We start from the raw sequence: 13,052 nt of genomic DNA, 5'->3' as shown, positions 1-13,052 counted from the left end.
CCGTCCGTCCTGCGATGATGTGTTCGACATCATCTCGGAGGGGGTCCCTGCATGGGCAGAGTCACGACCGCGCTGCAGGAACTGCGCGGAGCGCAGAAGTCGGCGAAGGGGGTGTCGCTCTACTCGCGGTTCGTCAACCGGCCCGCCGGGCGGTATCTGGCCGCCGGTTCGTACGCGCTGGGGCTCACCCCGAACCAGGTGACGCTGATCAGTGCCGCCTTCAGCTTCGCCGCCGTGGCGGCGGTCGCGCTGGCCGCCCCCTCGTGGGGGCTGGGGATCGCGGTGTGGGCGGCCCTGGCCGTCGGCTTCGCCTTCGACTCCGCCGACGGGCAGCTGGCCCGGTTGCGCGGGGGCGGCAGCGCGGCGGGTGAATGGCTCGACCACGTCGTGGACGCCGCCAAGCTCACCGCCCTGCACTCGTGCGTGCTGATCGCCTTCTACCGCTTCCCCGAGGCGTACGGGACGGGCGGGGACGGCTGGCTACTGGTGCCGCTGGGCTTCCAGTTCGCCGCGGTGGTGACCTTCTTCGGCGGGCTGCTGACCGAGAAGCTCAAGCCGAAGCCCGCCCCCGGCAGCCCCGCCGCCGCGCCGTCGACCGCACGCGCGGTGGCCCTGCTGCCGGTGGACTACGGGGTGTTCTGCCTGGTGTTCCTGCTGCTCGGCGGCGGGAAGGCCTTCACCTGGGCGTACGCGGGACTCGGCGCGGTCGCCGCGCTGTTCCTGCTGGCGTTCCTCGCGAAGTGGTTCCGGGAGCTCAGCGCCGTTCGCCGGTGACCTGACCGGGAACCTGGGCCGGTTCGGCGAGCGCGTCCAGCGCCCGGCGCAGCTGGGTGCTGGAGGTGTGCACGGTGTAGGGGAAGTAGACGACGTCGACCCCGTGGGCGGCGAAGTCCTTCTCCAGCCGGTCCCCCTTGGGGGTGCCGCGCCAGTCGTCGCCCTTGAAGATGACGTCGAAGCGGACCTGCTTCCAGGTCTCGACCTTGTCGGGGACCGTCTCGACGAAAGCCGCGTCGACGTACTTCACGCTGCGGACGATCTCCAGCCGCTCGACGAGCGGGATCATCGGGCGGCGCCCCTTGGCGAGCTCGGCCATCTCGTCGGAGACCACTCCGGCGACGAGATAGTCGCACTGGCTCCGTGCGTGCCGAAGGATGTTGAGGTGCCCGATGTGGAACAGATCGTAGGCGCCGGGCGCGTAGCCGACTCGATACGGTCGGCGCGAAGGCGCGCCAAGGTCGGACATGTCGTGCTCCGTCATCTTTTACCCCCAGCAGCCACACCCCCCGGTGTAGCGGATTAGCAGACAATAGCGTGCACGTTCCGCACCACGCGGGTGAACGAATAGGGTGACGTGCGCATCATCCAGGGGAGAAGGGGACGCTCAGTGTCCAGATCCGGTCACCGGCGCTTGCTGCTGGTTTCCACCAATTACGCTCCGGAGCACGCGGGAATCGGCCCGTACGCCACCCAGATCGCGGAGCACTGGGCGGATCTCGGTCACGAGACCCACGTGCTGGCGGGCATGCCGCACTACCCCGCGTGGTCGCTCGAGCCGGAGTACAAGGGCGCGTTGCGGCGCACGGAGCAGCGCGCGGGGGTCACCGTGCACCGGCGTGCGCACACCGTGCCGCCGCGCCAGACCGCCGTGAAGCGGGCGCTTTTTGAAGGATCGATTCTCCTGCACGGCGCCGTGGCCCCGCCCCGGATGCCCAAGCCGGACGCGGTCCTCGCCCAGATGCCCAGCCTGGCTGGCGGGGTGCTCGCCGCCCGGCTCGCGGCGCGGTGGAAGGTCCCCTATGTCCCGGTCGTCCAGGACCTGATGGGCGCCGCCGCCGCACAGAGCGGAATCAGCGGCGGCGACAAGGCCGCCGCGATCGCCGGCCGCGCCGAGGCGTACGCCCTGAAGCGGGCCACCCTCGTCGGCGTCATCCACGAGACCTTCGTGGACCGGGTCGTCGGCATGGGCGTGGACCCGGGCCGGATCCGCCTCGTGCCCAACTGGTCCCACGTGCCGGTGCCCACCAAACCGCGCGGCGAGACCCGCCACCACCTGGGCTGGAGCCCCGGCGAGACCGTCGTCCTGCACTCCGGGAACATGGGCCTCAAGCAGGGCCTCGAAGTCCTCGTGGGCGCCGCCCGGCTGGATCCGAGCGTCCGCTTCGTCCTGATGGGCGACGGCAGCCAGCGGTCGGCTCTGTCCGAACTCGCGGCGGATGTGCCGAATCTGGACATCATCCCCCCTGCCGCTGACGGCGAGTTCCCGGATATCCTCGCGGCGGCGGACGTACTCGCGGTCACGCAGCACGCCGCCGTGCTGGACATGAGCGTCCCGTCGAAGCTCACGTCCTACTTCCAGACCGGCCGGCCGGTCGTCGCCTCCGTGGCGGCGGAGGGCGGGACCGCCCAGGAAGTGGAACGCTCGGGCGCGGGGGTACTCGTACCGCCGGAGGACCCGGAGGCCCTGCTGAAGGCCGTTCGGGCCCTGGCCGAGGACCCCGAGGGCGCGGACGCACTGGGAGCGGCCGGGCCCCGCCACGTGGCGGCACACCTGAGCCGCGAAGCGGGCCTGGCCCGCATCGACGCACTGATGGACGAAGCACTTGGGGGACCCCGGCCGTGATCGAGACGAACCGCCCTGCAGCGGCACCGGCCGACGACGAACCCGATCTCCTCAGGGATCAGTTCCGCCAGCTCCTGCGCTACCGCCGCCTCATCGGCGCGGGCATCGGGGTCGGCCTGCTGGGCGGCGTCTACCTCGGCATCTCCACGGCCGACACCTATGTCGCGACCGCCGACGTCGTGCTGCGCGCGCCCACCGACGACCCGTTCAACCCCAGCCTCGCCCCGGACAAGGCGATCAACATCGGCTCGGAGCGCCAGGTCGCGCTCAGCTCCTCCATAGCCAACGAGGCGGCGAAGAGGCTCGGCGTGGGCGCGTCCGGCTTCGCCGCCCTGCGCAGCGGTCTGCAGGTCACCAACCCGCCGCAGACCATGGTGCTGCGCTTCACGTACACGGCGTCCTCCCCCAAGGAGGCCGCCAAGCGCGCCAACGCGATGACCGAGGCGTACCTGCTCAAGCGGCAGGAATCCCTCGACGCCACCCGCGACAAGATGGTCAAGGGCTACAAGGAGCAGCGCGACCCGATCGCCAAGCAGCTCGACGAGCTCTCCAAGGAGATCGCCCGGATGCCGGCCGGCGCCGGCCGGGACGCGGCCAGCTCGTCCAAGACCGATCTGCAGAGCGAGGTCGGCGGCTACAACACCAAGATCACCAAGCTGGAAGCCCTGGACATGACCCCGGGCCGGGTCACCAGCGCCGCGACCGCGCCCCCCGGAGCCGACGGCCCCGGCATCGTGATGTCCCTCGCGCTCGGCGCCGCCGTGGGCCTCGCCCTCGGCCTGCTGGCCGCCTGGGTCCGGCTCGTCTTCGACCCGGCGCCCCGCTCCGAGGGCGACGTGGCACGGGCCCTGCGCGCACCCGTACTCGGCTACCTGCCGCGGGACCGGACGGGCGGCGGGCCGCTGCTCGCCGCCGGTGAGGCCGATCCCCGCCTCGCCGAGGAGTACCGCTCGGTGGCCTTCCGGCTCGCCTACGACGCCCGCTTCGCCGACCGGCGCCGGCTGCTCGTCGTCGCCCCGCGCGGCAGCAGCGAGACCGCCGCCGCCGTGGCGGTGAACCTCGCCGCCTCCTTCGCGGAGACCGGCAAGGACGTCCTGCTCATCGAGGCCGACCTGCGCACCCCCGTGCTGGCCAGCCAGTTGCCGACGGACGCCGGCGGCCGGCCGCGCTGGAGCCAGACCCCGGGCGCGAAGGGCGGCGGCGGACGGCACTCCGACTCCGAGTGGCCCGACGGGCGCCAGCTCGTCGTGGACGCCGGGGAGTCCGGCTCCTTCGACCTGATCCCCGGCGAGCGGGCGCGCAACGTGCCGCGCGCGCTGACCTCCCCCCGCGCCACCCGGCTGATCTCCGAGGCCGACTCCCCCAACGCGACCGTCGTCGTGCTCGCGCCGCCCGTGCTCTCGTACGCCGACGCGCTCGCCCTGGTCGACCGCGTCGACGGCGTCCTGGTCGTCTGCAACCCGCGCGGCGTGCACCGCACCGACCTGTCCCGGATCCGCGAGCTCATCAGCGGCGCCGGCGGCACCGTGCTCGGCGCCGTGCTGCACGCGCCGCTGCCCGGTGAGAAGCGCGGCCGCGGCAAGGACAAGGACGGCCCGGCGCCCGTCGGCCCCGCCGGGGGTCCCGGTACCCCCGGCAAGCCCGTGCCGCAGCCCCAGCCGATCCCGTACGAAGTGGCCGAGCCCGAACAGCACATCCCCGGTGACGGCACCGACACCGTCGCGCTGCGCACCGTCCGCATGGGCCGCAGATGAGCCGACGCGGCCTCGCCGCCGTCGCATCGGTCCTGGACCAGGCAGCGTCCAGCGCCACCAACATCCTGGTGCTGGTGCTGGCCGCCCGGCTGTCCTCGGCCTCCGGGTTCGCCGGCTTCTCGATGGTGTACGTGACCTTCAGCGTGCTCCTCGGACTGAACATGGCCTACGTCGGCCAGAGCCTGGTGCTGGAGAAGGGTGAACTGCTCGGCGCCCGGTGCCGTTCGGCCGTGGGCTTCACCGCCGCCTCCTCGGCCGCCGTGGGCGCACTGCTGCTGGTGGTGGGCCTCGCGCTGTCCGGTGCCACCGGGACGGCCTTCCTCGCGCTGGGCCTCGTACTGCCGCTGGTGCTCCTCCAGGACGGCCTGCGGTACTGCTTCTCCGCCCTGCGCGCCCCCGAGCGGGCCCTGGCCGCCGACGCGCTGCGGCTGGTGTGCGTGGTCGCGGCGCTGGCCGTGCAGCCCGAAGGAGCCTCTGCGGGGCGGCTGGTGCTCGCTTGGGGGCTCTCCGCGCTGCCGGCGCTCGGGCTCGGACTGTGGCTGCTGCGGCCGTACGTACGCGGCACCCGCGCGGACCTGCGGCCGTACCTGCGGCGGGGTCACCTCGGACAGCGGTTCGTGGTCGAGTTCGCGGTGGGCAACGGCTCCAGCCAGCTCGCCGTCCTCGGCCTCGGCGTCTTCGCGACGCCGCTGGCCGTCGGCGCGCTGCGGGGTGCGACCACGCTCTTCGGCCCGCTGAACGTGCTGTTCAACTCCGCGAACGCCTTCGGGCCGCCGGTACTCGGCAGGCTCGGCGGCAAGCGGGCCACGGTCCGGGCCACGGCCGCGCTGGGGCTGGTCCTGGCGGCGCTCGGCGCGGGCTGGGCGACCGCCCTGTACCTGCTGCCTGACCGGCTGGGCCGAGAACTCCTCGGCGACACCTGGGCGGCGGCGTCCGCGCTGCTGCCGGCGACCGGGGCGCAGTACGCGGCGATGGGGCTCGGCACGTGCGCGCTGCTGACCCTGCGGGTGCTGGCCCCGAAGGCCACGCTGTCCCTGCAGGTGGTCTTCTCGCTGCTGTCCGTGGGGCTGCTGCTCGGCGGGTACGCGGTGTGGGGGGTGGCGGGCGCCGCCTGGGCCTTGGCGGCCGGCTCCGCGATCAAGGCTCTGGCCGCCTGGCTTCGGGTCGCCCGCCTGCGAGTCCCTGCTGCGCAGGACCGCGAGCCCCTCCCGGCCTCCGCGGCCTGACCGCTGTCCCGGGCTCCGCCCGGACGCGGGGGTTCGGGGGCAGCGCCCCCGCAACGGCGGCGCGTCAGCGCAGGGTGGTGGACTTGTCCGTGCGGTACGTCGCGACCAGCGCGAGGCAGAGGGCCGCGATCGCCACGCGCCCCGAGGCCTGCAGGAGCGGTCCGCGCAGCAGGATGAAGGAGTAGCCCGCGACCAGCGGAACCACCACCGAGATCAGGCTGCCCGGTGGACTGCGGCGAGTGGCGCGCTTCGCATAGCGCCGGTCGACGCGGGCCGAGGCGTATCCCATGCCCAGCAGTCCGGCGCCCATGCCCAGCGGCCCGAAGTCGAGCCACAGCTCCGCCCAGATCGGGGAGGAGAGGTTGGTGTTGACCGTGCCCATCCACTGGCCGACCATCACGCCCGTGTCCCGCGGCTTGCCCTCCCAGACCGAGCGGGGCACCGCGAAGAAGATCGACCCGGCCAGCTGGCGCCCGTAGAAGTGCCCGGGGCCCGACTCCGAGTAGGTGATGGTGTTCGCGAACATGCCGATCTGGTCGTAGTCCTTGAGGGCCATCGGCTCCAGGAAGGACGTGGTCTCGACCGGCCGGTAGTTCTTCTCGTCGTAGCGGAAGCGGTCCGCGAACGGGAAGATCAGGAGGGCGACGACCACTGCCATGGACAGCGCCACCCGGTACATCGCCGCACTCACCGGGAAGACGGTGAACAGCAGGGCGAACATGACCGTCAGGAACCAGTACCGCGGGTTCGAGATCGGGTTGTTGACGATCAGGTTGAGGCCGGCGAGCGCCGCCCACGTGACGATGATCGACACCTTGCGGCGGGCGAACTTCGAGGTGATCAGCCAGCGCGTGTACAGGAGCAGCGCGAGCAGCGCCGGTACGGTGCCGAAGCCGCGCAGCAGGGCCTGTCCGGCCTGGCCGTCGCCGTTGGAGACGCCCGCCTCCTCGATGCCGGCGATGATCTCCTGGCGGCTGGAGAAGAAGACCGCCGGACCGCCCAGCTTCATGATGAATACGGCGCTGCACAGGAACGACAGGGCCGTCAGGAGCTGGAGCCGGCGCCGGTGCGCCATGACGGGCTTCGAAGCCTTCTGGGAGCCGCCGGCGCGCCCGGCCGGCCGGTGACGGGCCAGCAGCACGCCGACGTCGAAGGCCGTGCAGCCGAGCAGCACCAGCCCGATGGCGGCGGTCAGGTCGGAGCGCGGGCCGACGACCGGCGTCGGGACCTGGCCGAGGACGGCCTGCGCGAGCGGGGCGACGCCCATGGCCATGTAGACGAAGAGCCAGAAGGAGCCCTGCAGGAGCTTGCGTCGGCTGGTGAGCACCATGGCGGAGAGCCGGGCGCCCGCGTACATGGTGAGCAGCAGCTGGAGCCAGAAGGCCGCGTCGTGGGCGCCGGCGCCCGACTGGAGGGCGACGAACAACGGCAGGAAGACGGTGAATCCGAGCGCGAGCGGAACGGCCAGCGCGCGCGAGAGCAGGGTGCGCGGGAGGGTGGCCCGGCCCCACAGGCTCTCGTCCTCGAAGGGGGACGGAACCGGCCGCTTCGCGGGCGGAGCGGAGGGCTTGCGTATGTCCGTCGTCACTGCCGCCCCCACCCGATGTGCCTGGTCCGCGCGCAGTCTAGTCTGAGCGGGCCACGCCCGGGGAGGCGGCGGCCGGAGGTCCCCCCGGACCGGGTCCGGGGAGCAGATGGGGGCGACAGTTGCGGGATCTTCCTTCCTTCACGCTGGCCGGGTACGACAAGGGCCGCGGGCTGCTGACGCAGGCGCTGTGGTTCGCCGTGATGAACACGCTGTTCATGAGCTGGTTCTGTCCGGCACGGCTGCGGGTGGCCCTGCTGCGGGCCTTCGGGGCGAAGATCGGCGAGGGCGTCCTGATCCGGCACCGGGTGCGGGTGCTGTGGCCGTGGAAGCTGAACGTCGGGGACCACACCTGGATAGGTGAGGGTGCCTGGCTGCTGAACCTGGAGCCGGTGACCGTCGGGGCGAACGTCTGCATCTCGCAGGAAGCCATGCTGTGCACCGGCTCGCACGACCACCGGGCCGCCGACTTCCGCTACCGCAACGCCCCGATCACCGTCGAGGACGGCGCGTGGGTGGCGGTCCGGGCGACCGTGCTCGCCGGGGTCACGGTGGGCCGCTGCGCGGTCGCCGGAGCCGGCTCCGTGGTCCACAAGGACCTGCCCGAGCTGACCCTGCAGACCCAGGACGGGCACCGCCGCCCGGTGGAGGAGCCCAAGTGAGAGTCCTGCACGCCGTCACCCTGCACTCCCCCTCGCACGCCTTCGGCGGGCCGGTGCGGGTCGCGCTGAACCTGGCGAAGGGGCTGCGGGCCCGGGGGCACGAGGCGCGGCTGCTCGCGCTCGGCGAGGGTTTCCCCGAACCGTGGCCGACCGACGTCGAAGGGGTCCCGGCGAAGCTGTTCCCGGCCCGGCGCCTGCTGCCCCTCGGCTTCAGCGGGATGACCTCGCCCGCGCTGCTGGCCTCGGCGGGCCGGCTGGTGCGGGACGCCGACGTCGTGCATGTCCACCTGGCCCGTGACCTGGTGACGCTGCCGGTGGCGCTGGCGGCGCTGCGGGCGGGACGGCCGCTGGTGCTGCAGACCCACGGCATGGTGGACCCGAGCGAGAAGCTGCTGGCCAAGGTGCTGGACGCGGTGGCGGTACGCCGCCTGCTGCGCGGCGCGGACGCGGTGCTGTACCTGACCCCGCACGAGCGGGAGGGGCTGGACGCGGTGGTCGGCGCTCCGGTGGCGCAGGCGGTCCGCCTGGTCAACGGGACCCCTGCGCAGGAGGAGCGGCCCCCGCTGGGCGGCCCGCCGCGCATCCTGTACTCGGCGCGCCTGCAGGCCCGTAAGCGGCCGGTGGACTTCGTGGACGCGGCCCCGGCGGTCCTCGCCGCGCACCCGGACGCGCACTTCGTGGTCGCGGGCCCGGACGAGGGCGAACTGGCCGCCGTACGCGCCCGGATCGGGGAGCTCGGCCTGACCGACCGGTTCACGGTCCCGGGGGCGCTCTCCACCGCGGAGGTGCTGGCAGAGCTGCGCCGGGCCCACGTGTACGTCCTGCCGTCGGTGGACGAGCCGTTCCCCATGTCGGTGCTGGAGGCCCTCTCGGTGGGTGTCCCCTCGGTGGTGACCCACTCCAACGGCCTGGCCCGGGACATCGCACGGGCCGGCGCCGGCCGCGCGGTCGAACCCGGCCCGGCGGGCGTGTCCGCGGCGGTCCTTGAGCTGCTGGACCCTGCGGCGGGCCGCGAGGCCTCGCTGTCGGCCCGCAAGCTCGCCGCGGAGTCCTTCTCCATGGACGCGGTCCTGGACACGCTGGCGCCGGTCTACGAGGGCATCCGCCGCTGAGGACGGCCGCTCACGCGGCCCGCACCGCTGCGGTGCGGGCCGTGCCGTCATCCGCCCGCGGCCGGGAGCCGGACCGCGCGAGCGGGGCGTAGGCCATCAGAGGACGTCGCGGCGGTGTTCCTCCACCACCGGGATCGCGGCGCCCGCCGTGCGGCGGCGTTTGTAGATGCTGGTGTACACGGCGAGGCCGATCCCGCCCACCGCCATCATGATCAGACCGACCAGGTCGAGGTTGACGCTCTCCATCTCCCAGTCGCTGGCAAAGGTGAGGATGGCACCCACCACAATCAGGACGATGCATCCGCCGATGCCCATGGATCCGCCTTCCGCCGTCGGGGCTGTGACCGCGCGGGTACCCCGGTTCCGGGCACGAAAACGCCCCCGGGGGCCGGGAGTCCGGTCCTCGGGGGCGTTGTCGGTCCGCTACGCGGGGATCCAGGCGTAGCAGCCCGAGGAGTTGAACTCCGCGGTACCCGCCGGGATCGTCGCCGTGATCTTGTCGCCCGCCTTGGGCGGGGTCTCGGGGCCCGAGCTGAGGACGGAGCCGTCCTTGCCCTTGGCCTCCCAGGTGCAGTTGGTGGCCTGGGTCAGCGCCCGGTAGGTGCCCGCCGCGGGAGAGGTGCGGGGGCCTTCGGCGAAGCCCTTCTCCGCCGCCGCGAGGATCGGCTTCTGCTCCGGGCACAGGAGGTTGATCGCGTCCTTGGCGCCCGCGATCTCACCGGTGATGACCGCCCCGGTCGCCGCGTCCTTGTCGCGCTTCGCGGTGCGCTCCACCCGCTGGCAGGCGTCCTGGCCGGTCTGCAGAACGGCCGCCGGGTCCATCTTCTCGGGGACCCGCCCGCTCAGGTACTTCTTCTCCTGCGCCGTGAAGCTGCCCGTCTTCGGGGTGAGCTTCGCGTCGGGGAGGACGGGACCCGTCGGCTTCGCCTCGGCCGGGGACCCGGCCGGCTGCGGGGTGTCCGCGGGATCGGGGGCCGCCGACGAGGCCGGGGGCTTCGGCTTGGCGCCGGAGTCGGCCTTGTCCCCGCCCGAACTGCAGGCGGTGAGCGTCAGGGCGGCGGTCAGCAGGACAGCAGCCGCTGCGGAGCGTCGGTACATCGGATGGCTCCCGTACTCAAGGGGGTGTACAAGCGGGGCCCGGCCATGTGAGCCGGGCCCCGCACGCCGTAAGGCGGTTGTTCCGGTTTTCGTCGCTTACTTCGCGCCGAAGGTGAGGACCAGCTGCGGAGCGCCCTCCGCCGCCGTGGCCTCGGAGGACCAGATCCACAGCGGGTCGGTGCCCGTGCTCGTCAGGCCCAGGCCGTAGCTGGTGCCCAGCGCCGCGGTGACTGCGGCGGTGTCCAGCTCGACACCGTGGACGGCGGAGCCGTCCGGCACGCCCGCGATGCTGCCGAGCGGGGTGGTGCCCAGGGTGGGCTTGGTGTTGAAGGTCGTGCCCGCACCGGTCCAGGTGCCGGTGACCGGGACCACCTTGACGGTGTCGGGGGTGCCGGCACCCGTCTGCGTGGTGGTCTTGAACTGCAGCGAGGCGGACTTCAGGACCTGGCCGGCCGGGGCGGCCGGCAGGTTGAAGCGCAGGTACGACTCGTACAGCGAGCCGCTGCCGCGCACCGCGAGCGAGGTGGACGTGCCGTAGGCGGTGCTCGGGGCGCCCTGGTTGACGTAGGTGTCCTCGGTCGCCTTGACCGCGGAGACCGAGTCGGTGGGGGCCTTGGCCAGGTCGAAGTGGTTCTTGACCTGGGCCTGGGTGAGCGCCGTCGGGTAGACGGCGGTCTCGTCGAGCTGGCCGGCGAAGAAGTTGCTCGTCGGGCGGGTCGGCCAACCGGAGAGGTTGTCACCGCCCACGTGCCAGTAGCCCGCGTAGTTGGCGGTGCTGGTGGCGTTCAGCGAGCCCTTGTTCTGGCCGTCGACGTACAGCGTGATGCCGCCGGGGCCCTGGGTGCCGACCACGTGGTGCCACTTGTTGTCGTTGTACGTCTCGAACAGGCCCGTGGAGACGGTCCGGGTCGAGCCGTTGTGGACACCGAAGATCAGACGACCGGTGTTGGTCATGTAGATCTGGCGGTCGTAGGTGCCGCTGTTGCGCGTGGTGTTGCTGCCGAAGCCGATCAGCTTGCCGCCGCGCGTGGTGTTCGTCTTGAACCAGGTCTCGATGGTGAACGTGTTGCCGACCGTCTGACGGCGGTCGCTGTGCACCTGCTGGCTGGTCCCGTTGAAGCCCATCGCCGTGCTGCCGGAGACGGCGCCGGGCGACTGCTTCAGGGCGGGGGCGTTGACCTGGATGCCGCTGCGGTTGCCGGACACCGAGGAGTCGGCGACGTACGGGCTGACCGCGTCGTCGAAGCGCCAGTACAGGTCGGCGCCGTCCGTGCGGACCTGGTTCGGGTAGCTCTGGACCGAGGTCGGAACCGTCACCGAGGAGACGGCCGACAGGGCGCTGGTGTTGCCCGCCGCGTCGGTCGCGGTCACCCGGTAGGTGTAGGTCTGGCCGGCCTTGACCGTGGTGTCGTTCCAGGAGGCCTGGGGGCGCTCCCACTCCAGAGAGCTGGCGGTGACCGTGGCGGCCGGGGTGGCCGAGCCGTTGCGGTAGATGCGGTACGTCAGCTTGCTGTCGTCCGCGTCGTAGCTGGTGCGCCAGCGGACCTGGACCTCGCCGGGCTTGACGCTGGAGGTGCTGGCCACCGGGGTGGTGGGGGCGCCGACGTCGCCGGTGGAGGCGAAGCGGGTCAGGCCCTGCTGGGCCTTGCCGTTGATGAGCGTGAACTCACCGCCGACCCACATGTACTTGACGTCGTTCTTCTCGGCCACGGACATGACGCGCGGGCCGATGCCCTCGCCGAGTCCGTCGTTGGCCGTGGGGTGCCAGCCGAGCTTGCCCGGGCCGCGCACGAAGCCGTCCACGGGCGCGGGGGCGGCGCCTTCGTGGTTGGTCGGCTGGGCCAGCAGGAAGTTCCGCTTGCCGTCGGGGAACTCGAGCTCGGTGGAGCAGTCGTGCGCGTGCGAGGAGCTGTAGAGCACGCCCTCGTACGGCAGGACGAACTGCGTGGCGCCGAGGCAGCGGTCGCGCCACTTCTCGGTGAAGTCGCTCAGGCGCAGGCCGATGCGGCCGTCGAAGACGCCGCCGCCGGAGCCCTCGTTGCCCGTGTAGAAGCCGGTGTCGTCGGTGGAGATGTCCTTGACGACCGAGTTCGACGGGATGTTGCTGTACGTCTTGGTGACCGCGCCCGTGGTGGCGTTGACCACGGCCAGGGCGTGGCTGTTGGTGCCGTTGACGGTGAAGAAGTCGCCGCCGAGGAGCACGTTCTTGCCGTCGGGGGTGACCTCGACGGCGCGGCCCGGCTCGTCGACGTTGGCGACGAAGGGCTTGAGCGCACCGGAGGACGCGTCCACGGCGGCGAACCGCTCGCGGGTCTGGCCCTCGACGGTGTTGAAGTCGCCGCCCGCGTACAGGGTGTCGTCCGTGAGGGCGAGCGCGCGCACGGTGGCGGGGAAGCTCGGGTGGAACGATGCCTTGGGGGTGCAGCTCGCGATGTCGATCGCCGCGAGGCTGGAGACCGGGGTGCCGTTCACGGCACCGAAGGAGCCGCCCGCGTAGAGGGTCTTCTTGTCCTTCGAGACGACCAGCGTGCGCACCGTCGCGGTGCCCTCGCCGATGGTGAAGGCCAGCTTGCAGGAGGTGGGGTTACCGGTCGCGGCGTCGAGCGCGACGAAGTTCACGGCGTCCTGCTCGGCTCCTGCAGCGCCCTCGGGCGGGCGGACGGCCGAGAAGGTACCGCCGGCGAAGACGGTGCCGTTCGCCTGGGCCATCGCCCAGACGATGCCGTCGGGCTGCCACGTCGGCAGCTCGTCGGCGGTGAATGCCACAGGCGGCGTGATGGCGGACGCCTGAGGCATCAACACCAGGCCTATGCCGGTACCGGCACCGGCCAGTGACAGGACGAGGGCAGCAGTCAGCCCTCTGGATCTACGCATGAGCCCCCCAGGGCAATCGCCCGGTTTGATGGCTGGAACTATCCGAACAGCCATATGTACTGGCGCAGACTAGGGCTCATATGAGGGCCTGGTCACCTCTCTTGACCCATTGCATACCAAC

At 72.2% G+C, this 13,052-nt stretch carries 11 protein-coding genes; 6 read left to right on the top strand and 5 right to left on the bottom strand.

The features are described from left to right. Positions 1-51 precede the first annotated feature (51 nt). Positions 52-774: a CDP-alcohol phosphatidyltransferase family protein gene (locus OG753_RS28845; protein ID WP_327264539.1), complete on the top strand. Its 723-nt coding sequence runs from the start codon at positions 52-54 to the stop codon at positions 772-774. Here OG753_RS28845 and OG753_RS28840 read toward each other — a convergent pair. After that, the gene (locus OG753_RS28840) at positions 755-1,258 is read right to left on the bottom strand and encodes an adenylyltransferase/cytidyltransferase family protein (protein WP_401686705.1); all 504 of its coding nucleotides are present in this window, start codon (positions 1,256-1,258) and stop codon (positions 755-757) included. The genes OG753_RS28845 and OG753_RS28840 overlap by 20 nt on opposite strands. 156 nt (positions 1,259-1,414) lie before the next feature. On the opposite strand from OG753_RS28840, the gene OG753_RS28835 reads away from it, so the two are divergent. From OG753_RS28835 to OG753_RS28825, 3 genes are read left to right on the top strand one after another with little or no spacing between them, the layout of a single operon-like run. Further along, positions 1,415-2,620, top strand: a complete 1,206-nt coding sequence (locus OG753_RS28835; protein WP_327266940.1) for a glycosyltransferase family 4 protein — start codon at positions 1,415-1,417, stop codon at positions 2,618-2,620. Then, on the top strand, positions 2,617-4,374 hold the full coding sequence (locus OG753_RS28830; RefSeq protein WP_327264537.1) for a lipopolysaccharide biosynthesis protein: 1,758 nt from the start codon (positions 2,617-2,619) through the stop codon (positions 4,372-4,374). The genes OG753_RS28835 and OG753_RS28830 overlap by 4 nt, the downstream gene beginning before the upstream one ends. Then, entirely contained in the window at positions 4,371-5,600 is a 1,230-nt protein-coding gene (locus OG753_RS28825; RefSeq protein ID WP_327264536.1) for a hypothetical protein, read from the top strand. The genes OG753_RS28830 and OG753_RS28825 overlap by 4 nt, the downstream gene beginning before the upstream one ends. A 64-nt stretch (positions 5,601-5,664) precedes the next feature. Here OG753_RS28825 and OG753_RS28820 read toward each other — a convergent pair whose 3' ends face one another. Continuing rightward, positions 5,665-7,188 (bottom strand): hypothetical protein, encoded by a 1,524-nt coding sequence (locus tag OG753_RS28820; protein WP_327264535.1) that lies wholly within the window; start codon positions 7,186-7,188, stop codon positions 5,665-5,667. 119 nt (positions 7,189-7,307) lie between these two features. Between OG753_RS28820 and OG753_RS28815 the strand changes: the two genes are divergently transcribed. Then, a complete protein-coding gene (locus OG753_RS28815) occupies positions 7,308-7,847 on the top strand; it encodes a WcaF family extracellular polysaccharide biosynthesis acetyltransferase (protein ID WP_405790698.1) in 540 nt (179 codons plus the stop codon). Continuing rightward, entirely contained in the window at positions 7,844-8,959 is a 1,116-nt protein-coding gene (locus OG753_RS28810) for a glycosyltransferase (protein WP_405790696.1), read from the top strand. Before OG753_RS28815 ends, OG753_RS28810 begins: the two co-directional genes overlap by 4 nt. Before the next feature lie 96 nt (positions 8,960-9,055). On the opposite strand, the gene OG753_RS28805 is transcribed toward OG753_RS28810, so the two are convergent. The 3 genes from OG753_RS28805 to OG753_RS28795 form a co-directional block, all read right to left on the bottom strand. Beyond that, entirely contained in the window at positions 9,056-9,274 is a 219-nt protein-coding gene (locus OG753_RS28805) for a DUF6458 family protein (protein WP_327264532.1), read from the bottom strand. 108 nt (positions 9,275-9,382) lie between these two features. Further along, positions 9,383-10,057: a hypothetical protein gene (locus tag OG753_RS28800; RefSeq protein WP_327264531.1), complete on the bottom strand. Its 675-nt coding sequence runs from the start codon at positions 10,055-10,057 to the stop codon at positions 9,383-9,385. Between the two features lie 96 nt (positions 10,058-10,153). Next, complete coding sequence (locus OG753_RS28795; RefSeq protein WP_405790695.1) at positions 10,154-12,931, bottom strand: DNRLRE domain-containing protein; 2,778 nt, start codon at positions 12,929-12,931, stop codon at positions 10,154-10,156. Between the last annotated feature and the right edge of the window lie 121 nt (positions 12,932-13,052).

The sequence above is a fragment of the Streptomyces sp. NBC_00029 genome (assembly GCF_045160505.1).
GTDB lineage: Bacteria > Actinomycetota > Actinomycetes > Streptomycetales > Streptomycetaceae > Streptomyces.
This window is presented reverse-complemented; position numbering and strand designations above follow the sequence as displayed.